The organism is Oscillibacter sp. 1-3 (assembly GCF_000403435.2).
Taxonomy (GTDB): Bacteria; Bacillota; Clostridia; order Oscillospirales; family Oscillospiraceae; genus Oscillibacter.
In genome coordinates this window covers 193,773-220,160 of sequence record NZ_KE159709.1, presented here as the reverse complement: position 1 = coordinate 220,160, position 26,388 = coordinate 193,773, and the positions used below count along the sequence as shown (strand labels likewise).

Here is a 26,388-nt window from a genome sequence, read left to right as displayed (position 1 = left end):
AAATGTCTCAGAAAAGGGCGTGAAGCATTTGCTGAAAATCGAAAACATCAAACTCCCGCCCGGCAGCTCCATGGACGGCCTCACCGCAGAGGCTGCCCGGCTGCTGCGGATACGAAAGACAGACGTCCTCTCCCTCCGAATCCTCCGCCGCAGCGTGGACGCCCGGGAGGGCGTCTCCATGGTCTATGCCGTAGAGGTCTCCGTCAACGATGAGGCCAGCCTCCTGCGGCGCTGCCGCAATAAGCGGATAAGCCTTTCCGCCCCCAGACCCGCCTATGCTCTCCCCGCCCCCCGCTCCGCGCCGGAGGTCCCCCCGGTGGTGGCGGGGGCGGGACCGGCGGGCCTCTTCTGCGCCCTGGTGCTGGCCCGGGCGGGCCTGCGGCCCATCCTGCTGGAGCGGGGCCGCAGCGTGGACGCCCGGCAGGCGGACGTGGAGCGGTTCTGGACCTCCGGTATGCTGGATCTCACCTCCAACGTCCAGTTCGGCGAGGGGGGCGCGGGGGCCTTCTCCGACGGGAAACTGAACACCGGCACCAAAGATCTCCGCCACCGCTTCATTCTGGAGCAGCTGGTGTCCTGCGGCGCGCCGGAGGACATTTTGATCGACGCCAAGCCCCACGTGGGCACGGACTACCTCCATATCGTTCTGAAAAGGCTGCGCGAAGAGCTCCTCCGCCTGGGGGCAGACATCCGCTTTGAGACCCGCCTGACAGATCTGGACATCCGGCGGGGCCGCCTGGCCGGCATTGCCGCAGAGGAGCCGGGAGGAGCCTATTCTCTCCCCTGCACCCACCTGGCCCTGTGCCCCGGCCACTCCGCCCGGGACACCTTCGCCATGCTCCACGCCCGGGGCATTGCCCTGGAGGCCAAGCCTTTCGCCGTGGGCCTGCGGATTGAGCATCGGCAGTCGGACTGCGACGCCGCCCAGTATAAGCAGTTCGCCGGACACCCAGGCCTCCCCGCCTCCACCTACAAGCTCTCCTGCCACCTCAGCGGCGGGCGATCCGCCTTTTCCTTCTGCGTCTGCCCCGGCGGGGAGGTGGTGGCCGCCGCCTCCGAGGAACACCAGGTGGTCACCAACGGCATGAGCGAGTTTGCCCGGAGCCGGGAGAACATCAACGGCGCGCTGCTGGTAAACGTGACGCCGGAGGACTTCGGCGGGGACTCTCCCCTGGCGGGCATCGCGTTCCAGCGGCGGCTGGAGCGGGACGCCTACGCCCTTGGCGGCGGCGGGTACCTGGCCCCCGCCCAGCGGGTGGAGGACTTTCTGGCGGGGCGGCCCTCCGCGGGCCCCGGGCGGGTAACCCCCAGCTACCGCCCCGGCGTGACGTGGACCGACCTGCGCCGATGCCTGCCCCCTTTCGTGTCGGACGCCATTGCGGAGGCCCTGCCCGTTCTGGGGCGGAAGCTCCGGGGCTATGACGCCCCGGATGCGGTGCTCACCGCCGTGGAGAGCCGCTCCTCCTCCCCGGTCCGCATTCCGCGGGACGGGACATACCAGTCCTCCCTGCCGGGGCTGTACCCCTGCGGCGAGGGGGCCGGCTACGCCGGAGGCATCCTCTCCGCCGCCGCCGACGGGATGCGCTGTGCCGAACAGATCTGCCAATCCCTCACTCCATAGAAAGAAGGTTTTATTTCATGAAACTCGCCGTAACCGCATTTGTCGTCACCGTTGCCGCGGGCTTCGCGGCGGACAGCTTTTTTCACTCCTGGAACTGGCCAGACGCGGGGGCCATTTTTGCCGTCGCCGTCATGGGAACCTTTCTCCTGTGGTCCAACCGGCAGAAAAACAAACCCGACTGAAATAAGGAGGTACCACCGTTATGAGCCGTAACATCTGCATCTATCAGGAATTTCTCACCGAGGCCCACCGGGCCAAAATTGAATCCGCCGCCAGTCAGGCGGGCCTTGTGCCCCGCTTCTTCACCCTGGACCAGTTTGACGAAGCCCGGGAGTGCCTCCAGGGCTGTGAGGTGCTCTACGCCCACTCCCTGGACCTGCTGCGGGCGGCGCCCGCCTCCCTGAAATGGTACTGCTGCTCCTACGCCGGGGTGGACCCCTACTGCAAGGACCCCTCCGTCTTCGCCAATCCCAACTGCATGCTCACCAACTCCAACGGCTACGGCGTCACCATCGCCGAACACGTGGTGATGGTGACGCTGATGCTGCTGCGGCGAATGCCGGAGTACGAGGCCATTGTCCGGGAGCGGGGGTGGTCCAACCAGCTGCCCATCCGCTCCATCCGGGATAACGAGTTCACCCTTCTGGGCACCGGGAACATCGGCGTCAACGTGGCGGAGCGTCTGCGGGGCATGGGCGCCGCCAAGATCACCGGTCTCAGCCGCTCCGGCCGCATGGTCCCCGGTTTTGACGCGGTGTACCCCATCTCCCGGCTGGACGAGATTCTGCCCGATGTAAAAATCCTCGTCATGTCCCTGCCCGGCACGGCGGAGACCATCCACATTCTGAACCGGGAGCGCATCGCCCTTCTTCCCCGGAGCGCCTATGTCGTCAACGTGGGCCGGGGTACCGCCGTTGAGCAGGAGCCCCTGATCGAGGCGCTGAACGGCGGCCGCCTGGCCGGCGCGGCCCTGGACGTGATGGACCCGGAGCCCCTTCCCCCGGACCATCCCCTGTGGGAGGCCAAGAACCTCATCCTGACGCCCCACGTGTCCGGCAACATGACCCTGGGTTACACCTGCGATGTCAACGTGGAGATGTTCTGCGCCGACCTGCTGCGCTATGGCCGGGGCGAACCGCTGAAAAACCTGGTGGACCGAACGAGAGGATACTGAGTCAACGCCGCATACAGCCGCCGGAAGCCGACCGCTTCCGGCGGTTTTTCCCGGGCGGACAATGGCCTTTTGCCCAAAGAGAAGCAGAATATTTGCATGGTTTTGTGCGGAATCCCGGTTGTAAAACCGCAAAAAGTGCGGTATAGTCATAACGCTTCAACCTAGAAAATTCCGGAGGTGAACCCATGCTGGATCGGAGCGAGGTTGGAAAGCGGGGCTATCTCAACGAGGGCTTCCGCCTGTTCCACCTGAAGGACAGCCGCGCGCCAAAGCTGGATTACCATTACCACGAGTTTGACAAGCTGATTTTGCTGTTGGGCGGCAAGGTCACCTATGTGGTGGAAGGCGTCACCTATTTTCTCCGCCCCTGGGATGTGCTGCTGGTACAGCACAACATGATCCACCGGCCCGTCATCGACCCCTCGGAGCCCTATGAGCGGGTGGTAGTCTGGCTGGGCCGGGAGTGGCTGGCAGACCGGAGCGACCCGGAGGAGGCCCTGGACGCCTGCTTCCACACCACCCGGGAGCGGGGCTTTCACCTGCTGCGCACCAATCCGGAGCGGCGGCTGGAGTACATGAAGGACATTCAGCGGTTGGAGGAGGCCCTGCGGTCCCAGGAATTCGCCGCCGGCCGTCTGGCGGACACCCTCTGCCAGCAGCTGCTGATCGGCGTGAACCGGGACATTCTCCGCAGCCGCACCGCCCAGGAGGAGCGGGACAGCTACCGGGTGGACCCCAAGATCGAGGAGATCCTCAAGTACATCGCCGCCCACCTGGAGGAGGAGCTCACCGTGGAGAGCCTCTCCAAGCGGTTCTATCTCAGCCGCTACTACCTGATGCACCGCTTCAAGGCCGTCTCCGGCTACACGGTCCACCAGTACATCAGCCAGAAGCGGCTGCTGCGGGCCGGGGAGCTGATCCGCTCCGGCGTGCCGGTGATGAAGGCGGCGGAGCAGGCGGGCTTTTCGGAGTACTCCACCTTCCTGCGGGCCTTTCAGAACACCTTCCACATGAGTCCCCGGGAGTTCCGCTGAGGGGTGTGAAAAGAGGGAAACCATGCAAACTGAAATCGAATTTTCCGGACAGGACCTGCGGCGGCTCATTGTGCCGCTGGTCATCGAGCAGCTGCTGGCCATCACCGTGGGTCTCTTTGACTCCGTGATGGTCTCCCAGGTGGGAGAGGCGGCCATCTCCGCCGTGTCTCTGGTGGACACGGTAAACGTGCTGCTGGTCAACGCCTTCGCGGCTCTGGCCACCGGCGGCGCCGCCATCGCGGGGCAGTACCTGGGCCGCCGGGAGCCGGAGAAGGCCGGCCACTCCAGCGCCCAGCTGCTGCTGTTCATGGGGGAGGTCTCCCTGCTGATTACGCTGCTGTTCTACCTGGGAAGGGGCTTCGTGCTGGGCACGGTCTTCGGCCAGGTGGAGCCGGACGTGGCCGCCTATGCCAACACCTACTACCTCATTGTGGAATCCTCCACCCCCTTCCTGGCCATTTACAGCGCCGGGGCGGCCCTCTTCCGGGTCATGGGCAACTCCCGAATCTCCATGTGGGTCTCCCTGGGGATGAACGCCGTCAACGTGGCGGGCAACGCCCTTTTGATCTTCGGCTTTCACATGGGTGTGGAGGGCGTGGCCATTCCCACTGTGGTGTCCCGGCTGGCGGCGGCGGCCGTCATGGTAATCTTGCTGCGCCGCCCGGGCCTGCCCATGCGGGTGGAGCACTTCACCCTCCGCCATGACCGCTACGTGGTGCGGAACATCCTGCGCTTCGGCGTGCCCAACGGGCTGGAGAGCAGCATGTTCCAGCTGGGCAAGATCCTGCTGCTGTCCACCGTGTCTGTGCTGGGCACCGCCTCTGTGGCGGCCAACGCCATCGGCAACAATCTGGCCTCCTTCCAGTGCGTGGCGGGCAACGCCCTGGGCCTTGCCATTGTGACGGTGGTCTCCCGCTGCATCGGGGCAGGCAGCTATGAAAAGGCCCGGTCCTACACCAGCAAGCTGATGAAGTACACCTATCTCTTCATGGCGGTGTTCATCGCCGTCACGCTTGTCTCTTTGCCGCTGCTTCTGCGGCTGTACAACGTGTCCGACGAGGCGGCGGGCTATGCCCGGCAGATCGTGTGGATGCACGGCGTCATGGGCGTTTTGATCTGGCCCCTGTCTTTCACCCTGCCCCAGGCCCTCCGGGCCGCCGGGGACACCCGGTTCACCATGGTGGTCTCCACCGTGTCCATGTGGACCATGCGTGTGGGCTTCGGCATCCTGCTGGGCCGGCACCTGGGCTTTGGTGTGCTGGGTATCTGGATGGCCATGTTTGTGGACTGGATTCTTCGCATCGCCTTCTTTCTTCCCCGCTTTCTGGGCCACAAATGGGAGACCATGGGCCTGCGGGAATAGACGAACAACCCCCGCCCTGCCGACGGCAGAGCGGGGGTTTCTCCGTGACCGCTTATGAGGGAATCAGTCCCTGGATCAGAATCACCAGAATCAAAACCGGCAGTACATACAGAAAGTAAGGCTTCAGCCAATGGGGCATTTTCACACCCTGGCCGGCGTTGGCCTCCTCCAGATACTTGTCGTAGCCCCATCCCCACCTGCTGACGCAGAACAGCAGGTACACCAGGGACCCCAGGGGCAGCAGCAGGTTGGACACCAGAAAGTCCTCGCTGTCCAGCACGCCTCGGCCTCCGATAATCTGGAGATCGCTCCAGACGTTGAAGCCCAGGACGCAGGGGAAGCTGGCGACGAGAATCAGCACGCAGTTAATCAAGGTGGCCTTCCTCCGGCTCCAGCCGAAGTTATCAATGCAGTTGGCCTGGAGATTCTCAAATACGGCGATGACTGTGGAGAAACTGGCAAAGGTCATGAACAGGAAGAACAGCGCTCCCCACAGCCGTCCGCCAGCCATGTTCAAAAATACCTTGGGCAGGGTGATGAAAATCAGGGAGGGGCCGCTGTCCGGCCGGACACCGAAGGCTGTGCAGGCCGGGAAGATGATGAGGCCCGCCATCAGCGCTACAAAGGTATCCAGCGAGCAGATGCGAATTGCCTCGCTGGTGAGGGTGTGGTCCCGGCTCATATAGCTGCCGAAGACCTCCATGGCGGCGATGCCCAGGCTCAGGGTGAAAAAGGCCTGATTCATGGCGGCGGTAATCACATTGCCCATACCCATCTCGGCGGCCTGCCGGAAATCCGGAAGAAGGTAGAACTTCACGCCCTCCATGCCGCCGGGTAAAGTCAGGCTGTGGACAGCCAGCACGGCAATCAGGGCCAAAAGACCCACCATCATTACCTTGGTAATGCGCTCCAGGCCCTTTTGCAGGCCAAAGCTGCAAATCAGGAAACCAGCCAGCACGGTGACCACCATCCAGACAGTCATCTCCGCCGGGTTCCCCAGCATCCCCACAAAGAACATATTGTCCACCGCCTCGCCCTCCAGACCTGTGAAGGCCCCGGCGGCAAACTTGAAGAAATATCCCAGCATCCAGCCGGAGACGGTGGTATAGAACATCATCAAAAGGCAGCAGCCCGCCACGCAGAACCAGCCGTGGATATGCCACTTGCTGCCCGCCGGCTCCAGGGCCTTGTAGCTCAGCACGGCGCTCTTGCGGCTGGCCCGGCCCACCGCCAGCTCCATGGTCAGCACCGGCACGCCCATGATTACCAGGAACAGCAGGTAAAACAGCACAAACACGCCGCCGCCGTTCTCACCGGTGACGTATGGAAATTTCCACACGTTTCCGATGCCCACGGCGCACCCTGCGCTCACCAGCAAAAATCCGAGCCTGGATTGGAAATGCTCCCGTTTCATAAATCAATTCCTCTCTTTTCTCCATGCTGAAAAAGAGCCTGCGGCAATGCCGCGGGCTCTTCCGTTGCGAAAGATACCTCGTCCCCTGGGAGAACGATCTGCAAAAGCTGTCCCGCCGGCTTTTCGTTTGGGCACTTTTTCGCTCAAGATTGGCCACGGCGCACCCTTCCAAACTCACTCCCAACGCCCTCCCTACAGGGCTTTTCCAGTGACGAGGCAGGCACCGACTCTCAATTTTCATGTAAAAATCATCCGAATTACCCCTCGCCCGTTGCCAAAAGGGCAACAAAAAAGAACCCGGAGTAATTCGCAATGAACTACTCTGGACTCTTCTTTTTACTCAGCACTTGATCTCAACGCTGTTCCCACAGGGACAAAACTGGAAGCAGAATTGGGATATTGTGGGTGGGGCAAGCACAAAGACTTCCGGAGAAATTCACATTATGTATATTATAACATGAAACATCTTAATCGTCAACAATCGATTGTGTTGATTTACTATTGCACTGTCTGACAAATGGGGTGCAATTCAGCAGGCCTAAGGACCTCCATTTGGATATTGGATAAAAGAAAAAGCACGATCTTTACAATCGTGTTTCCTCTCGGGTGTTCATTTGTGTCACATTGGCTTCCCGCAGGAAGGGGGCCCGGGGAAACCTGCGGTTTCCCCGGTTGATTTGCCGGAGGCAAATCAAGAAATTTCAATCATTTTCGGCAGGACATGTGCCTGCCGAAAATACCTCGACCCGCGCACCCCCAGGGTGTGCACACCAGTGACCGACGTCACTGGCGGGGGCTAAGGGGGGAGCCTGCTCCCCCCTTACTTCCTGTGCAGTGCCTTCATGCGTTTTTCGTGGTCGAGGATGGATTTGCGCATCCGCAGGCTCTTGGGGGTCACCTCCAAAAGCTCGTCGTCCGCCAGGAACTCCAGGCACTGCTCCAGGCTCATCTGCTTCGGGGGCACCAGACGCAGCGCCTCGTCGGAGCCGCTGGCCCGGGTGTTCGTCAGCTGCTTCTTCTTGCACACGTTCACCGTCATGTCCTCGCTCCGGGGGCTCACGCCGATTACCATGCCGCCGTATACCGGCACGCCCGCGCCGATGAACAGCGTGCCCCGCTCCTGGGCGTTGAACAGCCCGTAGGTGATGGACTCGCCGGTCTCAAAGGAGATGATGGAGCCGTTGCCCCGGCGGGAGATGTCGCCCTTGTAGGGGGCGTAGCTGTCAAATACAGAGGCCATGATGCCCTCGCCCTTGGTGTCGGTGAGAAAGTCGCTGCGGTAGCCGAAGAGGCCCCGGGCCGGGATCAGAAACTCGATCTTCATCCGCTCGCCCACGGGGGTCATCTCCACCATGTCCGCCTTCCGCTGGCCCAGCTTCTCGATGACGGAGCCCACGCAGTCGCCGGGCACGTCCACCACCAGCCGCTCGATGGGCTCGCAGGTCTTCCCGTCAATCTCCTTGTACAGCACCCGGGCCGGGGAGACCTGGAATTCGTACCCCTCCCGGCGCATGGTCTCGATGAGGATGGAGAGTGACATCTCTCCCCGGCCCGCCACATTGAAGGCGGTCTCCCGGTCCGTATCTGTGACCCGCAGGGACACGTCCTTCAAGGTCTCCCGGTACAGCCGCTCCCGGATCTGGCGGGAGGTGACGAACTTGCCCTCCCTCCCGGCAAAGGGGGAGTCGTTGACGGAGAAGGTCATCTCCAGCGTGGGGGCGGAGATTTTCACAAAGGGCAGGGCCTCCACGGCGGCGGGGGCGCAGATGGTGTCGCCGATGGTGATGTCGCCGATGCCGCTCATGGCGATGATGTTTCCGGCGGAGGACTCAGCGACGGCCTTCCGGGCCAGGCCGTCGAATTCGTAGATGGCGGTGGCCTTGGCCTTGCGGAGCACGGCCTCGGGGTCGTGGTAGTTGCACACGGCGATCTCCTGGTTCTGCTTCAGGCTGCCCCGCTCAATTCGGCCGATGGCAATGCGGCCCACGAACTCGTTGTAGTCAATGGAGCTGACCAGCATCTGGAAGGGCTCGTCCACGTTGGCCTCCGGCGCGGGGATATACTCCAGAATGGTCTCGAAGAGGGGCGTCAGGTCTGCGCCCACGGCGTCGGGAGAGTAGGAGGCGGTGCCGTTGCGGCCGGAACAGAACAGCATGGGGCTGTCCAGCTGCTCCGAGGTGGCGTCCAGGTCCATCAAAAGCTCCAGCACCTCGTCGATGACTTCGTGAATCCGCTGGTCCGGCCGGTCGATCTTGTTCACCACCACAATCACCCGATGGCCCAGCTCCAGGGCCTTGGAGAGAACGAAGCGGGTCTGGGGCATGGGGCCTTCGGCGGCGTCCACCAGCAGAATAACGCCGTTGACCATCTTCAAAATGCGCTCCACCTCGCCGCCGAAGTCGGCGTGTCCCGGGGTATCCACGATGTTGATCTTGGTGTCCTTGTACTGGATGGCGGTGTTTTTGGCCAGGATGGTGATTCCGCGCTCCCGCTCCAGATCGCCGGAGTCCATGACCCGGTCCATCACCTCCTGGTTCTCCCGGTACACGCCGCCCTGCTTGAGCATCTCGTCCACCAGGGTGGTCTTGCCGTGGTCGACGTGGGCGATAATGGCAACGTTTCTCAATTTTTCGTTTTTCATAAATGATCTCCTTTGTCCTACGGCAAGATTACGAGGCCCCATCTTTGACGGGGCGGCGCGAAGCGCCGTCTTTTGGATTACGAAACCCCGCAAAACCGGAGATTTTGCAGGGAGAGGCGGAACACCAGAGAAAAGAGGAGTCCCGCCATCAGGCGGGGACAGTTTTCCGGCAGGGCCGGACCTCGGCGTATCCGGGCTCGGGACTTCCCATTTTACATACGTTTTTTAATTATAGCCTTATTTTCCCAGCATTTCAATGGAAAAATCCACATCTTTTCAAGTTTTCAGCCTTTTTTATCCGTCAAAATGCCGCTTTTTCGAGGTCATACCTTTTTTACCAAGAATTTCGCCCCTCCGGCCCTTTTTTTCGTCCCTCCGCACATTGACCCCTCCCCTTTCAAGTGCCTATAATAAAGGTGCTGCCGGGGAAGCGGCGCCAGCGCCGCACGTTCCCGGGCAAGTAACGCGGCCCGCTGGGGCCGCCCAGGAGGCAATTGCCATGTACCGCATCAAGACATTCAACAAGATCTCCCCCGTTGGCCTGAACCGTTTTAATCCGGAACGCTATGCCGTCTCTGACAGCGAGACCAATGAGGACGGCATTCTGGTCCGCTCCGCGAAGCTGTTGGACTATCCCCTGCCGGAGAGCCTGCTGGCCATCGCCCGGGCCGGAGTGGGGGTGAACAATATTCCCATTGACCGCTGTTCCGAGGCGGGAATCGCCGTGTTCTCCACCCCCGGCGCCAATGCCAACGCCGTCAAGGAACTAGTGCTGTGCGCCATGCTCATGGGCTCCCGGGATGTGGATGGGGCCATCCGCTGGGTCCGGAGCCAGGTGGAAGCCGGCGTAGATGTGACCACGGTGGTGGAAAAGGGCAAATCCGCCTACGCCGGGCCGGAGCTGTACAAAAAGACGCTGGGCGTCATCGGGCTGGGGGCCATCGGCGCGCTGGTAGCCAACATCGCCCTGTCCCTGGGCATGGACGTCTACGGCTACGACCCCTACCTCTCCGTAGACGCCGCCCTGCGGCTGGACCGGCACATCCATGTGGTCAAGGACATCAACGAGCTGTACAAGCGGGCGGACTACGTCACCATCCACATTCATTTCACGGACAAAACCAGGCACATCATTGACGCCAAGGCCATTGCCGCCATGAAACGCGGCGTCCGGTTCATCAACCTGGCCCGGGGAGAGATCGTGGACGACGACGCCATGCTGGCGGCCCTGGACACCGGATGGGTGGCGGCCTATATCACCGACTTCCCCACCAACCGCCTGGTGCAGGCTCCCCATGTGGTGGCCATGCCCCACCTCGGGGCCTCCACTCCGGAGAGCGAGCAGAACTGCGCCGTCATGGCGGTGGATGAACTGACGGACTACCTGGAAAACGGCAACATCCGCAACTCTGTGAATCTGCCCAGCGTTTCGCTGGAACGCAGCGGGATCATGCGGATGTGCATCATCCACCGGAACGTACCGGCCATGCTGGCGAATATCACGGCGCTCTTGAGCCAGGACGGCGTGAATGTGGAGAACATGAGCAACAAGTCCCGCGGAGATTACGCCTACACCCTGGTAGACCTGGGAGCTCGGGTGGAGCAGGCGGTCATTGAGGATGTAAAGTGCCTGGCCAATGTAATCCGGGTGCGGGTAATCGAGTGAGGGCCCTGGGGAGGCCGTTCTCCAGCGGCCTCCCCAGGGGTTATATTTTGAAATTTTGGAAAAAAGCGAAAGAAACTCTTTACACGGGGGAATTTTTCTGTTATACTGCTTAAGGCACATAGGGGAGATCCTCCTAAATACCAATTAAAACAAGTTCATATTCTCTTAGGTACGCGCCCGTGGCGCAGTTGGATAGCGCGTCAGACTCCGACTCTGAAGGCCGCTGGTTCGAATCCAGTCGGGCGTACCAAAAGCCCTGAAAGCTTCGTTTTCAGGGCTTTTTCATAACTTATCGCGTCTATTTCTCAAATTTCAAAAGGAGGAACTTACCATGTCCAAATACGCCGGAACCCAGACCGAGAAAAACCTGGAGGCCGCTTTCGCCGGGGAGTCCCAGGCCCGGAACAAGTACACCTACTTCGCCTCCAAAGCCAAGAAGGAGGGCTTTGAGCAGATCGCCGCTCTCTTTCTGAAGACCGCCGATAACGAGAAGGAACACGCCAAGATGTGGTTCAAGGAACTGGAGGGTATCGGGTCCACTGCTGAGAACCTGGGAGCTGCCGCTGACGGGGAGAACTACGAGTGGACGGATATGTACGAGGGCTTTGCCAAGACCGCCGAGGCGGAGGGCTTCCCGGAACTGGCAGCGAAATTCCGTATGGTTGGCGAGATCGAGAAGCACCACGAGGAGCGGTATCGGGCCCTGCTCCGCAACGTAGAGGCCCAGGAGGTCTTTAAGAAGAGCGAGGTTAAGGTTTGGGAGTGCCGGAACTGCGGACATATCGTAGTAGGTACTTCCGCCCCGGACATCTGCCCTGTCTGCGCTCATCCCCAGGCTTATTTTGAGGTCCACGCGGAGAATTACTAAGCATACACTCTTGTACTGATAGAAACGGATGGTCAGGATATGAGTCTCCAGCTGATTTTCATCTTGGTGGTCCTGATGACCGCCAACCAAATCATCGGAACCGGATACGGCTCCTGGAAGTCGGGCTTTGACAGAGGCCTGTTCTTTCGGGGCGTCAAAAAGATCCTCCTGCTGTTTGTGGGGTATGGCGCCATCGCGCTGGCAGCCCGTTTCGTGGCGGACTACATGCCAAAGGCGGAGTATCTGAGCGGCATCCTTCTGGAGCCCATTGCCAAGTACTTTACCAAGGTCTGCGACTCCCTGAAACAGCTGCTGAACGAACCCACCAAGACGGAATCTTCCTCCATCCCCCAAGAACCGACAAAGCCGGACGCAGCACAGGAAGAACCCCCGCCGAATAGTACATAAGCGGCCCTCCGGCAGAGCTCTGCCAGGGGGCCGCTTATGTGTTAGACTCCGTTTAAATGTCCAATCCCCGCTGTAGCGCCTCGCTGGCCGCTTTCTTGTTCTTGTCGAAGGCATGGGTGTAGGTGTCCAGCGTGGTGGAGGGCTGGCTGTGCCCCAGGAGACTGGCCACTGTCGCCACATCGGTGCCGTTAGCGATCAGGAGGCTGGCGTTGCTGTGACGGAGGGAATGCACGTTCAACTTTTCCGGAAGGCCGTTCTTCTTCAGGATCATCTTGAACCTCCAGGTGAAGGTGCTGGGCGTCATGGGATCCCGGCTGTCGTGTCTGCGGAACACGAAGTCGTCCTCGGTCAGCTCGCGGTTCTCGTAGGCGTCCGCCTGCCAGACACACTCACGCTTGTACTCCTTCAGCAGGCTCTCCATCTCAGGGGAGAAGTAGACGTATCTGTCCCCTGCCGCTGTCTTGGTGTCCTTGACGATGATGTCCTCGCCAGTGATCTTCACCACGTTCCGCTGGATGTGGATGCTGTTTTTCTCGTAGTCGATATCGGACCACTTCAGGCCGCAGCACTCGCCGCGCCGCATTCCCGTGGCGATGATCAGCTTGTAGTAGGTCTCGTATTTGAGGCTCTCATTCTCCAGCGCCGCGATGATCTTCTGCATGGTCTCCTCGTCCGCGATCACCTTTTCCTTCTTTTTGCCGGAGTATTTGTAGGTTCTCCAGGCCGGATTGTGATTGATAAAGCCGCTCTCCATGGCATCGGAAAGGATCCCGCACAGGCATGCGTGGACTCCCTCTACCGTGTACTCGGAGAGCGGCTTTCCCGTATTCTGACTGATCTGCTTCCGCAGTTCGTTGTAGAGATCCCGGAAATTCTTGGGGCGGAGCTCTGTCAGCTTGTACCCGCCCAGATACGGCAGGAAGCGGTCGATGTCCTGCTTGTCCCGGGCCAATGTGGACTTCGCCAACTTGTTGGGCGCAACGTCCCGGAGCCAGATCTGGACGTACTCTATCAGGGTGATGCTCTTGTCCACCGTCACCGGCGTGTCCTTGCACGCCCGCTCAAAGAGCATCGCCTGCTCGTTGAGCCATTTTTCTCTCTGCTTTGGCGTCAGCCCCTCCGGCGGCTTCACCGTCTTCTGCTGCGGCAGCCGGCGCTTGCCGTTATGATCATAACCCATGGAGACTACCAGGAGGTAACTGTTCCCCCGTTTCCGGATACTTGCCATGTCTGCATCTCCCCTTCTGACCTCAGTCTGGCTGAGGTTTATTTTGGCAAGCACAACATACTCCATCTGCCGCCGTATAGCTACTGCTTTTTTGATCTTGAGCGGAGATTCTACGATAGCAACAATCACGCGCTCTCAGATTTCCTGCCGCTGAAATCAAACACGGTCTGCGCATGGATCCTGGCCGCCTCACATTTAAGCCGAAGCTGAGGGTGGCAGTAGGTTCGCTCCAGGAAGCCAGTGTCGCCGTGGCCAGCCAGCTCCGCTACAGTTTGCTTGTCCACGCCGTTGTGAAGCATCGTCGAAACAAAATAATGGCGGAGCGTGTGAAGATGAAACTCCCTTGGGAATCCGTTTTCATCATAGATCCGCCGGAGATACCTGGAAAAAGTATCGGGGTGTATCAGTTTCCCATCCTCATTCGTGAACACATAATCGCCCATCTCAAATCCGTTTTCCTGTGCCTCACGCATTTTCAAGTAGCAGTAACTGCGAAGAATGCTGGTCATATCCTCGCTGAGATAGATCGTCCGGCACTGACCATTTTTCGTGGTTCCCTCGACCACGCCCTTCCCTGGAACCGAGCTGTGGGAGCGGCTGACGGTCAGGATGCTCTCGTTCCCGTTCATGATGAAGTCCTGCCACTTCAGGGCGCACAGCTCGCCCCTGCGGCAACCGGTGTAGATTGCCAGGGCGTAGAAAGTCTTATACGGATCATCCTCTTCTGCCAACAGATCCAAGAAGCGGCGGGCCTCCTCATCGGTGGGAATCACCTGCATTCGTGCAGCCGTCTCCGGCAGATCAATCATCCGGGCGGGGTTCTTCTCGATGATCTCATTTCGCTTGGCGTCACTTAGCACAGCGGAGACCACCGTTAGATACTTCTGCACTGTGCTCTCCTGAATCGGCCCGCCCCGCCAGGTCCTTTTCCGAAGCTCCGCCAGAAGATTCTCCAGAGCAATGGGGCGCAACTTATTCAGCCGGATACTGCCAATCATCGGATAGACTGTCTCCAGAGACCGGCAGTAGAAACCGAGGGTACTCGGAGCGTACTTCGTCTGCCGCTCCAGCCAGCGGGTCGCGTACTCCTGGAACGTCATCTCCCCGTCCTCGCAGTAGCCGCTCTTGACCAGCTTCTCGAACTCTTCCGCTTCGTGTGCGACGTACTGCGGGATTCCTCTGCCGCCTACTGTCTGCGGGACTGTGATGGTCTTGGCCCTGCTGATCTTTCTGCCGTCAGAGCGATAACCGTTACTGACGGTAATCTTGAACTTGCGTGTGTCCAGTTTCTTGATACTTGCCATAAAAATTTCCTTTCTACATACTCATGCTCTGGCTGTGGCTGTGCGTGTCGCTGGTGAGCCTCTGTCCCATCGCCAGCTTCTTTAAGGCCTCCCTGCGGCGCTGCTTGCTGTCCGTCCATGTGGGTGGTGTAGGGAGTTGAGGCAGGTCCTCGTTGTGTTCCATCTCTTTGCCCAGTTGAAGGAGACCACTGGCCAGATCACCCATCCATCCCTTGTCAGGCTCCATGCTGCCGGGTTGAAATCCCATGACCTGTCGATAGACAAACACTGCTTCCAGATTTTCTTTGAGAAAAGTCTCGTCGTGGAGGCTGCTGTCCCGGCACTTGCGCCCGTTGGGACAGGTGAAGGTGATGTGCTTCCGGGTATCCGTCCAGGTCACTTCATAGCCCTCGTACTCCATGTTCTCAATGAAGCTCTCCCGGTCCGCGGCGTACTCCAGTGCCTCGTTGATGGCCTGGATTAAATCCAACTTCCAGCTGTCGTATCGCAATCCAGCCTGATACTCGCCGGGCTTTATCCGCTTTTTCTTCGGATACTTCTCCGGCTCCTCCAGCACCCGCAGTCCGTAAGCCATGCAGATCTCATCGTTGAGTTTCCGATGCGCCAGCAGGGTATCACGGTTCTGGTGGAGCTTCCTGCCGTTCTCACAGCTGACGCTGTTCACCACAAGGTGATTGTGGAGGTGGTTGGTGTCGATGTGGGTGGCGATCACCACCTCGTAACCAGGAAATGCCCTCTGCGCCAGCTCCAGGCCAATCACGTTGGCCTCCTGAGGCGTGAGATCATCTTCCTGAGAAAAGGATTGCACAAAGTGATAGAACTGCCTGCCGTCTGTTTTTCGGAACCGCTGCTTGGTGGTCATCATCTCCAGGTAGGATGCCTGGGGCACGCAGTTGCTCCCGGTGACCAGACACGCACCGTCCAACACCGTCTTCTTTGCTTGCACCACATAAGACAGCACGCCCGCCATTGCCCCTGCGGTCTGCTTCTTGTTTCGGATTGCGGTGAAGGTCGCCATCAGCTTACCTCCTTTGTCAATTTGCGGATCGCCGCACAGAGGTCGGCGTACCTGTCGATCAACTCATCACCGCGGAGAACGGTGATCCGTCCCATGTTTGCCAGCGTAGTCAGCTGGTTGAGGTTGCGGCCCTGGGCCTTCAGCTCCGAGAGAACCGCATCCAGACCATCCACTTTGACAATCTCCTGCCCCAGTCCGCAGATGCACAGGTAGTCTGTGAGCGTCATGTTGGCGTCCCGCGCCCGCTGCTGGAGCTGCGCTTTCACCTTTGGCGTCATCCTCGCCGTAACGATCTCTGTTTTTCTCTTCTGCATTTGTGTTTCCCTCGCTTTCTCTTCTCCCCTTCAGGGGCAGGGGGTGCAGGGGCCTTGCCCCGGCGAATGCGGCCGGCGTATAGCCGGACGCTATGCTTGCCCCACCCGAGGGTGGGTTTTCCCGTTCTCCGGCCCTGCCGCGTTGATCTCCAGCAGGGGGCTGTACTGTGGTCTTTCCCTGTTCCCCAGCCCGTCTGTGCATCCCTGTTCTCCTCCCCTCTCACTACTCCCGCGCCGCCGTAAGATCCCACACACCGCCCTCACAGCGCCACACGATGGGCACTCTCTACGGCGGCAGTGTCGATAGGGTCGATTTCTCTGACCCCGGAAAAATCGTCACTATCGGCACGGCGCAGCTCTATGAGACGTTTCCCGTTGCTTCGGCGGATCGAAACGACAATGCCTGCTTTCTTTAGCGCCCCAACGCTTTGCAGGATTTGCCTGCCCACCTTTTTCGGAGTGATCCCCTCGCTGCCGTCAGGGTCGATCTTGTTTGCCAGCTCAGTGGGAGTGCCGATAAATTCCCCGCGGGAATCCATCAACGCAGAGAGGAGAAAAACAATCCTGCTATCCAGCACCTGCGCCTGCTCTCGGCTGTCGCGTTCCAGCTCCCACACGTTGTCGGCATTGCGGCGCAATTCCAATTCCCGATACTCGATGTCCCGACCGATGCAACTGAGTTTCGCTCTGCCGCTGCCCCGCCGCTCCTCCACCAGTGTGAAGCTGGAATCCACTGCGCCGCTGATGGCCGTGGTGCCGGAGATGCGGTTGAACACATCGTCCGCCTTTTCTTTCCGCAGGTGGTGGATCAGCAGGATGGCAATTCCGTGAGCATCGGCCAATTGCTTCAATGTGGAGAGGTCGCGGTAGTCGTTGGCGTAAGTGTTGTCGTAATTCGTGCCCCGGATCATTTGCAGGGTGTCAATGATGATGAGGGACGTGTCCGGATGATCACTGAGGAACTGCTCCAGCTGCTCAGTCAGTCCATCACCCAAGATACGGCTCTCAGTGCAGAAGTGGACGCTGGCCGGTGCGTCCTCCGTCACATCGAACAGCCGGTTCTGGATGCGGAGCTGAGAGTCCTCCAGACAGAGGTACAGTGTCGTACCCTGCTTCACCTGCATTCCCCAGACAGGTTCGCCTTTGGCAACAGTCACCGCCAGCCACAGGGCCAGCCAGGATTTCCCGACCTTGGGAGAACCAGCGAGGATGTGCAGGCCCTGGGAGATCAGCGTGTCCACCACGAAGCTCAGCGGCTGGAGCGGACGGCTCATCAGGGTCTCGCTGTCGATGGTGTTGAGCGATGAGAGAATTGTTTTTTTCATCGTGGTACCTCCTCTGAAAATTGATTTGACTTTTATCCGTTCATGTGATAGTCTTACTTTATATCATATTATATGAGCGGTCTCTTTGCGTTTCAGTTTAACAGGCTTTCGAGCTCTTGTCAAGACTGTTCGTATAATTATTTTTATTGACAGTCTATTTTGTGGGGTGTGAAATGAACAAGTATACATTCAAAACCTACATCGCCAACCGCAGAGAGTATTTTTGCTACGGTCAGAACACATCGCTGACAAAAAAAGACTTCCCGTTTCCGGAAAGTCTTTTGAAGCTGCTGCGTCTGGATATTTGGAGATACGAACCGCTGATTAAAAAAATGGAAAAGGCGCTTCTGCGGTTCTATCAAACGAAAGCGCCACAGGACGCCAACATTGTCCTCGCCGGATTGGACGAGCTGGCGGAGGCCCACATCTATTTCCAGCAGCTTCGTCTGGACTGGATGCAGCGTTTCGAGCAGGTAGCGAGGGTGGAGGACTCTGCGCTGCCCGAACTGCTGCCCAGAAAGGACCTGACGTATATCCCCAGCACCATTGACGCCATGCAGAAACAGATCCAGCGGCTCTTCCAGAGCGTTCTGGACATTGAGCTTGGAAAAAAGGCCTCTGTTCAGGACCTCATGGCGAGCTACTATAACCGGGAGCGGTCCGATACTCTGAACACATTTCAGTTCCGCACCCTGCCGCTGAAATTTGAGCCGGTAGACTCCCGTACCTTTACGGAAGTCCTCTACCCCGAAACGGTCTACGACCTAATCGACTACTTCCTCCGGGAGTGCGTCCAGCGGGAGCAGCGGATGCGCGTGTGCAAAAACTGCGGCCTCTACTTCGCCGTCAAAGGTCGTGGCACCGCCGAGTACTGCGACGTCACCACGGATGAAAAGGGGCGTATCTGCAAGGAAATCGGTGCCTTTGTCCACTGGTCCCAGAGCAAGGAGGATGACGAGATCTTCAAGGTCTACCGCCGGGAGTACAAGAAGCGGTTTGCCTGGACAAAGACCGGGAGGATCTCCTCTACAACGCTCTACGCCTGGGGAGAAAAGGCCAGAGAGAAAAAAGCGGAGTGCGAGGCGGGGAAGATCACGCTTGAGGAGTATCAGGAGTGGCTCAAAAACTCCTAAATAAGCCATACAACAATACATGGCGGAGATTATCAAACCGGGAAAACCCAACAGGAGTGCACTCTGTTATACGTGATCGACAGATGGGATGTTCTGTTCCCCCACGCATCCTGACTCCTGATATATTTGCCTTAAAAATTGTCCGACCTGCCTTGTTTTGCATTTGTTCATGCTGTATAATGATAAAGTCCCAATTTGGTTCCGTATTCCCGGCAGGGTCTAAAGCGTCATGCCGCAATAGCTCAAGAAGAAACGGGAACACGAAAGCAAATTGGGCGATTATAAATAACGGCTGGATGCGCTCTTCGCAACGCGTCAGGAAACCAGAGTTCATAAATCAGGATGTAAGGTGATGCAAAATGGCAAAAAAGAAAACCGCAAAGACTGACAGAACAAACAAAGCTCCATTGGAACCAATTACCGCAGAACCCAAGGTTCAAGCTGCCGGGGAGGACAGTGTGAACCCGCTGGCGGAAAAAATTGAAGCGGAACCTCCCAAGGCTGCAGAAGAGCAGATTGAAAAGCTTCCGCAGACCGAACCCGCAAATGCGGTCCAGGAGGAACGGCCACAGCCGGCAGACATAGAAACTACGGAAGAGAATACCCCGGTGGAGGAACCTGCAGAAATACCTGTTCCGGAGGATGTCGTGGCGGAAGAGCCCACAGAAGCGTCCGCACCGGAACAGGCTAATCCGTCCCCCAGAAGGAGCGTCGTGTTCATCGGTTCGGAATGCTATCCATTTGTCAAGACCGGCGGCCTGGGCGATGTGATGTACGCGCTTCCCAAGGCGCTGGTGAAGCAAAACTGCGATGTGAAAGTCATCCTTCCCCGCTATAAGTGCATCCCGTGGGAGTATCAGCAGAAAATGATTTACCGCGGCTCTTTTCAGATGGACCTCTGCGCCGATGGCCGGTCTTATTATGTGGGCATCATGGAGTATGTCTGGGACGGCGTGGTATACGATTTCATTGACAACGAAGAGTTTTTCAGCTGGGGAAATCCATACACTAATCTCATTGACGATATCCCCAAATACTGCTACTTCGCAAAGGCGGCTCTTGCGGCGCTGAACTACATGGATTGGATCCCCGATATCATCCACTGCCACGACTGGCAGGCCGCCCTGGTCCCGGTGTATCTGCGGACGCTGTTTGCCAACACCCGGCTCAACAGCGCGAAAACGATCCTGACCATCCACAATCTCCGTTTCCAGGGAATTTACGATATTCCTACAATTCGCTACTGGTCCGGACTGCCGGATTACGTCTTTGACATGGACGCTTTGAAAACAGGCTATAACGACGCAAATATGCTCAAGGGCGGATTGGCCTACGCAAACATCATTACCACCGTAAGCCAGACCTATGCGGGGGAGATTCAGAGCGCGTACTACGGAGAGACCTTAGACGCCCATCTGCGGTATCATTCCGGCAAACTGCGCGGCATTGTAAACGGCATCGACTATGATATATGGAACCCGGAGACCGATTCCTGCCTGCACGCCGGCTACAACATCTCCAATGTGCTGGAAAAGAAAAAGGAGAACAAGCAGAAGCTGCAGGAGGAATTGGGCCTGGTCCAGGACAGCGGCAAATTTGTGATCGGACTGATCTCCCGGCTGACGAATCAGAAGGGACTGGATTTGGTCAATGCCGTTCTTCCCCAAGTTGTAGACGAGTATACGCAAGTCGTGGTGCTTGGCAGCGGAGACCGGGTATATGAGGACTCTTTCCGGTATTATGAGAATGCGTACAAGGGACGCGTGTGCGCGAATATCATGTACGATGAAGCGCGGTCGCACAGGATCTACGCAGGAGCCGACGCCCTGTTGGTCCCGTCTCAATTTGAGCCCTGCGGGCTGACGCAGCTCATCGCCATGCACTACGGCACCATTCCCATCGTCCGGGAAACCGGCGGTTTGAAGGATACGGTGGAGCCTTATAACATGGGCCTCAACTCCGGGAATGGCTTTACCTTCGACCGCTACGACGCCGGCCTGCTTCTGGACGCTATCAACCGGGCGAAGGCGTTCTATTTTGACCAGCGCAAGTATTGGGACGAAATGATCCTGCGGGATATGGTGAAGGACCTGTCCTGGGAGAACTCCGCAAAACAATATAAAGACTTGTATCTGAGCCCGGCTTGATGAATACGCCGGGACTTGTTTAAGAACCTGTATTCACAACCGTTGGACGCCGTCTGGCTGGTCAAGGCGATTTGACGTAGCAATACTTTGTGTATTGCAAGGAAAATCAACGCAGAGCGGCGGAAAAATATCCGCCGATTGGGCGTTTTGCTATTTTTCAAACAAGGCCTAGTATAAGAAGAAAAAACGGGTGTTGTCAAAAGACAGCACCCGTTTCGGCATTTTAAAATTCCAGATTTCTTCCTTCGTGGTCAAAGATATGGCACACACTGCCGGAGAAGGTGAGATTCAGCTGATCCCCGGCGTGGAAGGAGTCGATGTGCTGGCCCTCGGCGTCCATGGTGGGGACAATGACCACCACGTCCTTGCCGCCCGCGTTGGCGTGGAAGTGGACCTCGCTGCCCATCATCTCGCTGACCTCCACGGTGGCGGAGAGGGTATTACCCGGCTCCTTGGAGAGCACCATGTGGCTGGGCCGGACGCCCAGGGTGATGTCCTGGGCCGCCACGCCGTGGGCCGTCAGGTTCGCCTGCTTCTCCTCAGAGAGCTCCACCGTGCAGCCGCCGACGGACACGGAGTACTTTCCGCCCTCGTTTTTCAGCTGCGCGTCGAAGAAGTTCATCTGGGGCATGCCGATGAAGCCGGCCACAAAGAGATTGGCGGGGTGGTCGAAGACCTCCTGGGGCGTGCCGATCTGCTGGATGAAGCCGTCCTTCATGATGACGATCCGGTCGCCCAGGGTCATGGCCTCCGTCTGGTCGTGGGTCACGTACATAAATGTCGTGTTGATCTTCTGCCGGAGCTTGATGATCTCCGCCCGCATCTGGTTACGGAGCTTGGCGTCCAGGTTGGAGAGGGGTTCGTCCATGAGGAGCACTTTCGGCTCCCGGACGATGGCCCGGCCGATGGCAACGCGCTGGCGCTGGCCGCCGGAGAGGGCCTTGGGCTTGCGGTCTAAGTACTGGGTGATGTCCAGGGTCTCCGCCGCTTCCTTGACCCGGCGGTCAATCTCATCCTTGGGCATTTTGCGGAGCTTCAGGGGGAAGGCCATATTCTCGTAGACGGTCATGTGGGGGTACAGGGCGTAGCTCTGGAACACCATGGCGATGTCCCGGTTCTTGGGCTCCACGTCATTCATCAGCTTCCCGTCGATGTACAGCTCGCCGCCGGAGATCTCCTCCAGGCCGGCAACCATCCGCAGCGTGGTGGACTTGCCGCAGCCGGAGGGGCCAACCAGAACGATGAACTCCTTATCCCTGATGTCCAAGTCGAACTGCTGGACCGCCACAACGCCCTTGTCCGTCACCTGGAGGTTGGTCTTCTTCTCAGGCGCACCCTTTTTGGGCTTCTTCTGTCCGCCGCTGTGGGGATAGATCTTGGTGATCCCTTTCAAATTCAAAGTTGCCATAAGTAAGGTTCCTCCTTCGTCAGTCAATCTTCAAAATCAGTTCCAGGACTCGCCGCGCGCAGGTCTCCAGGTCCTCCCGGGACACCAGTCCCAGGTCCATGGCCTGCTGGACCCGCTCCGGGTAGCCGTTGGCCATTTTCAGGTCGTTTCCGGCCAGGATTTCCTTATAGTGCTCTCCCTTGGTCCACCAGTCGGTCATGACCATGCCGGTATAGCCCCAGTCCTCTCGGAGAATGTCCGTCAGCAGTTCGCGGCTCTCCGAGGCCCGGCGGCCATTGATGATGTTGTAGGAGCTCATGACCGCCCAGGGCCCCGCCTCCCGGATCACAATCTCAAAGGGGCGCAGATAGATTTCCCGCAGAGCCCGCTGGGAGAGGCGGGAGTCGCTGTTTTTCCGGTTGGTCTCCTTGTTGTTGCAGGCAAAGTGCTTCACCGTGGCGGCGATATGCCGGGACTGGATGCCCCGCACCATGGCGGCGGCGATCTTTCCCGCCAGCAGGGGGTCCTCGGAGTCGTACTCAAAGTTCCGCCCGCAGAGGGGACTGCGGTGGATGTTCACCGCCGGAGCCAGCCAGACAGAGATGTTATTCTCCTTCACCTCCGCGGCGGCGGCCTCGCCGGCTCTGGAAACCAAGTCTTCGTCCCAGGTTGCCGCCAGAAGCGTTGCGCAGGGCCAGGCGGTGGTGCACACGCCCGCCTCCGGCTGAATCCGAAGGCCCGCAGGGCCGTCGGCTGTAGTGATGTTGGGCACGCCGTATTCCGGCAGGTTCCCAATGCCAAAGGTATTGGAAACACCTACGTTGGACTGGCCGCCCAGCAGATGGATGAGGTCCTCGTCACGGAGCTGGGCCATGAAAGCGTCCAGGGTCAGTTTTCCCTCCGCCACCTCAGACAGGGGCCGCACCCCCTCCGGGTAAGGCCGGGCCAGCCAGTACCGCCCTCTGGCCCGCGCTTCCGGGGCCACCGCCTCCAGGGTATTGGGATCCAGGGGAACAAGGGCGTTGGCATCCGTGTCTACCGCCGGGGCGGCAGGCAGATACTCCCAGGTCCCATCCGCTTGGAGACGCTTCGCCAGCTGGGACGGGGCCAGGACATTCCTGCACTGCCGGACGATTTCCGTCTCCGCCTGTTCCCAGGCAAAATCCAGCTTTTCCACGTCCCGGACACTGGTCCCCAGATACAGATCATAGCGGCCTTTTTCCAGCACCCAGGCGGAGGGGGCGATCTTTCCCAGGTCGTCAAAGCTGGCCATATCCGATACGGCAAAGGACAGCGTCACCGTTTCGCTCTCGCCGGGGCCCAGAAGTCCGGTTTTGCGGAACGCCGTCAGATTTCGGGAGGGCTTTTGCAGCAGCCCCTTGGGCGGGCAGAAATAGAGCTGGACCACTTCCTTCCCCGCCCGGTCCCCGATGTTGGTCACTTGGGTGCGGATCTGAATTATTCCGTTTTCCGCCCCGGCCTCCAGGACCTCCAGAGCAAAGCGGGTGTAGGACAGGCCGAAGCCGAAGGGATAGCAGACCCGCTCCGCCGCGCCCGGCAGGGTTTCGAAATACCGGTAGCCCACATAGACATCCTCGGCGTATTCCACATAGTTTGTGGAGTCGTGGAAATGCTCCGTGGATGGGTAGTCGTCCAGGTCCCGGGCAAAGGTGTCCGGCAGCTTGCCGCAGGGATTGGCCTTTCCGGCCAGCAGGGCGGCGATGGCGCTTCCGCCCTCCATACCGCCCTGATAGGCCAGCAGCACGGAGGAAATCCGGTCGTTCTCATAGAACCAGGAGACATCCATGACGCCGCCCGCGTTCAGCACCACGGCCACCCGGTCAAAGGCGGCGCAGACCTGGTCCACCATGGCGCTCTCAGCGTCCGTCAGGTAATAATCCCCCTTGGGGAAGATCCTCCGGGCCCGCTGGGGCATAAGCACCTCGTCGGCCCACACATAGTCTTTGTTCTCGGGAATCACGGGAATCCGGTCCCAGCCCTCGCCGGAGAAGCGGCTGAGGACGATCACGGCGGTATCCGCATGTTCCCGCGCCGAGGACAGCAGTTCCACCGGAAGCTCCGGCTCCGCCATCAATCCGGGGATGTCCCCGGCGGCATAGCGCTCCGCGACATAAGCCCGGTAGTAGTCCGAAAGGGGTTCGTAGACGAAAACGCCCTCCTCTTTCAACCCGTCGCAGACATTGCGGACATATGCGCAGGTCACGTCGCCGCTGCCTCCTCCGCCTTTTACATAGTCGAAACTGCCCTTTCCGAACAGAGCCACCCGGCTGCCGGGGGCCAGGGGGAGCAGGCTGTTTCGGTTTTTCAGCAGCACCATGCCCTCCTGGGCGGCCTGCCGGGAGAGGGCGATGTGTTCCGGGCAGGCCGTCACGCGGCGTTCGCCGTCGAGGGGCAGATTGGGCTGATAGCGGGTGCGAATCCATTTTTCCATGTGCGGTCTCTCCTTGCCGTCGTTACTCCTTGACGCCGCCCAAGGTGACGCCTTCTACGATAAACTTCGATAAAAGCAGGTAGATGATAATGATGGGCACAATGGCGATGGTAATCATCATGTAGATTTTTCCCATGTCGAAGTTCATGTAGTCCGCGCCCCGAAGGGTGGCGATCATGATGGGCAGGGTCTGTTTGTTCTTGGAGGTAATCACCAGGGCGGGAATGAAGTAGTTGTTCCAGGAGCCCACGAAGGTGAAAATGGCCTGTACCGCGATGGCGGGCTTCATGATGGGCAGCACGATGCGGTTGAAGGTGCTGAACTCCATGGAGCCGTCGATCCGGGCCGCCTCGATCAGGTCCTTGGGCAGGGAGGACTGCATGTAGCTGTGCATGAAGTAAAACACAGCGGGAGAGGCGATGGAGGGGATAATCAGGGGAAGCAGGGAGTCGTCCATACCCATGTTGGTGATCAGGCGGAGGAAGCCCAGGGCCGTCACCTGAGTGGGCATGACCAGGATGGCCATGATGAAGGTGAAGGCCGCTTTTTTCAGCCTGAAGTCATAGGCATAGATGCCGTAGGCCGTCAGGGCGGAGAAGTAGGTTACGATGGCGGCGCAGCAGCCGGACACAATCAGGCTGTTCAGCACGCCCCGGAGGATAGGGATAGCCGGGTCGTTGATGACGTTTTTAAAGTTCGTCACCAGACTGGAACCAGGCAGCGCGGAGAAGCCCAGCTGAAGCTGCGCGTGGGAACGGGTGGCGTTGATAATCAGGATGTAGAAGAAGAACAGGCACATAAAGGCCAGGATAATCAAAACGACGTGGGCGAGTATCTCGCGCCCGTGGGATCTCTTGTTTTCCATTACACGCCGCCTCCTTTCTTAGCCGCCGCCTTCGCCCGCTTTGCCGCGAACTTGGAGCCGTCGGGGTCGCTGTCTGTATTCATCCGGAACACAATGGCGCAGAGGATGCCGCTGATGATGAACAGGTACACCGACAGGGAGCCGGCCATGCCGTAGTTCTTTGCCTGGAGGTGGTTGTTCAGGTACATGATCAGCGTCATGGTGGTTCGGTCCGGGGAGCCTTGTCCGCCAGTGAGAATCTGGGGCACGTCGAACATCTGAAGACCGCCGATCAGAGAGGTCACCAAGGTATAGGTCAGCAGGGGCTTGATCTGGGGCAGGGTGATGCGGAAGAACTTCTGGAAATGGGTGCAGCCGTCCAGCTCCGCCGCCTCAAAAATCGAGGGGTTGATGCCCATGATAGCCGCCATGAGCATGATGGTGGTGTTGCCGAACCACATGAGGAAATTCATCAGGGCTACCAGGGTTCTGGCCCCCAGAGTGGACTCCATGAACCGCACGGCCTCCCCGATGACACCCATGCGGAGAAGGATGTTGTTCACCGGGCCGGCGTTGGAAAACAGAGCAAAGAACAGCATGGCAAACGCGGAAGCCATGATGAGGTTGGGCAGGTAGATGACCACCTTAAAAAATTGCTTGCCGTGGATTTTCAGCCGGGCGTCCGTAAACCAGGATGCCAGAATCAGGGCGATTACGATCTGGGGTATAAAGCCCAGAATCCACATCACGAAGGTATTCCAGGCGTATTTGGGCAGGTCTGCGGACAAAAGCTCCGTATAGTTGGCCAGGCCCACCCAGTTGGGGCCGATGGCCTTTAGGCCGGAGTAGTAGAACTCGTAGAAACTGTTGCGGATGGTGTCCGCCAGCGGGATCACGGAGAAGATGGCGTAGGTCAGGAAGAAGGGCAGGATGAAGATATAGCCCCACTTTGCGTAGCTGACGCTTTTGATTTTTTTCTCGCTCTTCAAAAGAGCTCCCCCCTTTTTATAATATCCGTTCCACGAAATCAACGGTCCTCCCGTTATC

General features: G+C 58.9%; 21 protein-coding genes and 1 tRNA gene. 11 read left to right on the top strand and 11 right to left on the bottom strand.

Annotation, left to right across the window (positions count from 1 at the left end):
- Positions 1–28 precede the first annotated feature (28 nt).
- The 5 genes from C816_RS13640 to C816_RS13625 all read left to right on the top strand — a co-directional run bounded on the left by C816_RS13640 (position 29) and on the right by C816_RS13625 (position 5,192).
- Positions 29–1,621 carry an NAD(P)/FAD-dependent oxidoreductase gene (locus C816_RS13640; protein WP_016322984.1) on the top strand — a complete coding sequence of 531 codons (1,593 nt, stop codon included), beginning with the start codon at positions 29–31 and terminating at the stop codon, positions 1,619–1,621.
- Positions 1,622–1,638: 17 nt separating this feature from the next.
- Complete coding sequence (locus C816_RS23760) at positions 1,639–1,803, top strand: hypothetical protein (protein ID WP_016322983.1); 165 nt, start codon at positions 1,639–1,641, stop codon at positions 1,801–1,803.
- 20 nt (positions 1,804–1,823) lie between these two features.
- Complete coding sequence (locus tag C816_RS13635; RefSeq protein WP_016322982.1) at positions 1,824–2,795, top strand: D-2-hydroxyacid dehydrogenase; 972 nt, start codon at positions 1,824–1,826, stop codon at positions 2,793–2,795.
- 185 nt (positions 2,796–2,980) lie between these two features.
- Positions 2,981–3,829, top strand: a complete 849-nt coding sequence (locus C816_RS13630; RefSeq protein ID WP_016322981.1) for an AraC family transcriptional regulator — start codon at positions 2,981–2,983, stop codon at positions 3,827–3,829.
- Positions 3,830–3,851: 22 nt separating this feature from the next.
- On the top strand, positions 3,852–5,192 hold the full coding sequence (locus tag C816_RS13625) for an MATE family efflux transporter (RefSeq protein ID WP_016322980.1): 1,341 nt from the start codon (positions 3,852–3,854) through the stop codon (positions 5,190–5,192).
- Between the two features lie 52 nt (positions 5,193–5,244).
- Here the strand turns inward: C816_RS13625 and C816_RS13620 are convergent, their stop codons facing one another.
- Both C816_RS13620 and typA read right to left on the bottom strand, forming a co-directional pair.
- On the bottom strand, positions 5,245–6,606 hold the full coding sequence (locus C816_RS13620) for a sodium-dependent transporter (protein ID WP_016322979.1): 1,362 nt from the start codon (positions 6,604–6,606) through the stop codon (positions 5,245–5,247).
- 820 nt (positions 6,607–7,426) lie between these two features.
- Positions 7,427–9,247, bottom strand: a complete 1,821-nt coding sequence (gene typA, locus C816_RS13615) for a translational GTPase TypA (protein WP_016322978.1) — start codon at positions 9,245–9,247, stop codon at positions 7,427–7,429.
- Positions 9,248–9,746: 499 nt separating this feature from the next.
- Here typA and C816_RS13610 point away from each other — a divergent pair, with 499 nt between their 5' ends.
- From C816_RS13610 to C816_RS13595, 4 genes are all read left to right on the top strand, one after another.
- Positions 9,747–10,913, top strand: a complete 1,167-nt coding sequence (locus C816_RS13610) for a phosphoglycerate dehydrogenase (protein WP_016322977.1) — start codon at positions 9,747–9,749, stop codon at positions 10,911–10,913.
- Between the two features lie 173 nt (positions 10,914–11,086).
- Positions 11,087–11,163: transfer RNA gene (locus tag C816_RS13605), tRNA-Arg, on the top strand.
- Between the two features lie 81 nt (positions 11,164–11,244).
- Positions 11,245–11,781, top strand: a complete 537-nt coding sequence (gene rbr, locus C816_RS13600; protein WP_016322976.1) for a rubrerythrin — start codon at positions 11,245–11,247, stop codon at positions 11,779–11,781.
- A 39-nt stretch (positions 11,782–11,820) separates the two neighbouring features.
- The gene (locus C816_RS13595; RefSeq protein WP_016322975.1) at positions 11,821–12,189 is read left to right on the top strand and encodes a hypothetical protein; all 369 of its coding nucleotides are present in this window, start codon (positions 11,821–11,823) and stop codon (positions 12,187–12,189) included.
- A gap of 52 nt (positions 12,190–12,241) precedes the next feature.
- Here C816_RS13595 and C816_RS13590 read toward each other — a convergent pair whose 3' ends face one another.
- The 5 genes from C816_RS13590 to C816_RS13570 form a co-directional block, all read right to left on the bottom strand.
- Positions 12,242–13,417, bottom strand: a complete 1,176-nt coding sequence (locus C816_RS13590; RefSeq protein ID WP_016322974.1) for a tyrosine-type recombinase/integrase — start codon at positions 13,415–13,417, stop codon at positions 12,242–12,244.
- Between the two features lie 125 nt (positions 13,418–13,542).
- The gene (locus C816_RS13585) at positions 13,543–14,721 is read right to left on the bottom strand and encodes a tyrosine-type recombinase/integrase (protein WP_016322973.1); all 1,179 of its coding nucleotides are present in this window, start codon (positions 14,719–14,721) and stop codon (positions 13,543–13,545) included.
- Positions 14,722–14,734: 13 nt separating this feature from the next.
- Positions 14,735–15,739 (bottom strand): relaxase/mobilization nuclease domain-containing protein, encoded by a 1,005-nt coding sequence (locus tag C816_RS13580; protein WP_016322972.1) that lies wholly within the window; start codon positions 15,737–15,739, stop codon positions 14,735–14,737.
- Positions 15,739–16,053 carry a plasmid mobilization protein gene (locus tag C816_RS13575; RefSeq protein WP_016322971.1) on the bottom strand — a complete coding sequence of 105 codons (315 nt, stop codon included), beginning with the start codon at positions 16,051–16,053 and terminating at the stop codon, positions 15,739–15,741. The genes C816_RS13580 and C816_RS13575 overlap by 1 nt, the downstream gene beginning before the upstream one ends.
- Positions 16,054–16,313: 260 nt before the next feature.
- A complete protein-coding gene (locus C816_RS13570; protein WP_016322970.1) occupies positions 16,314–17,378 on the bottom strand; it encodes an AAA family ATPase in 1,065 nt (354 codons plus the stop codon).
- A gap of 173 nt (positions 17,379–17,551) precedes the next feature.
- On the opposite strand from C816_RS13570, the gene C816_RS13565 reads away from it, so the two are divergent.
- Entirely contained in the window at positions 17,552–18,511 is a 960-nt protein-coding gene (locus C816_RS13565; RefSeq protein ID WP_016322969.1) for a DUF6076 domain-containing protein, read from the top strand.
- 359 nt (positions 18,512–18,870) lie between these two features.
- Complete coding sequence (locus C816_RS13560) at positions 18,871–20,658, top strand: glycogen/starch synthase (RefSeq protein ID WP_016322968.1); 1,788 nt, start codon at positions 18,871–18,873, stop codon at positions 20,656–20,658.
- A 223-nt stretch (positions 20,659–20,881) separates the two neighbouring features.
- Here C816_RS13560 and C816_RS13555 read toward each other — a convergent pair whose 3' ends face one another.
- The 4 genes from C816_RS13555 to C816_RS13540 are packed head-to-tail and all read right to left on the bottom strand — an operon-like array spanning position 20,882 to position 26,330.
- Positions 20,882–22,066 (bottom strand): ABC transporter ATP-binding protein, encoded by a 1,185-nt coding sequence (locus C816_RS13555; protein WP_016322967.1) that lies wholly within the window; start codon positions 22,064–22,066, stop codon positions 20,882–20,884.
- Between the two features lie 19 nt (positions 22,067–22,085).
- Positions 22,086–24,497, bottom strand: coding sequence for a glycoside hydrolase family 3 protein (locus C816_RS13550; RefSeq protein WP_016322966.1), 2,412 nt, complete (start codon positions 24,495–24,497; stop codon positions 22,086–22,088).
- Positions 24,498–24,519: 22 nt separating this feature from the next.
- Entirely contained in the window at positions 24,520–25,362 is an 843-nt protein-coding gene (locus C816_RS13545; protein WP_016322965.1) for a carbohydrate ABC transporter permease, read from the bottom strand.
- Positions 25,362–26,330: a carbohydrate ABC transporter permease gene (locus C816_RS13540; RefSeq protein WP_016322964.1), complete on the bottom strand. Its 969-nt coding sequence runs from the start codon at positions 26,328–26,330 to the stop codon at positions 25,362–25,364. The genes C816_RS13545 and C816_RS13540 overlap by 1 nt, the downstream gene beginning before the upstream one ends.
- Positions 26,331–26,388: the final 58 nt, after the last annotated feature.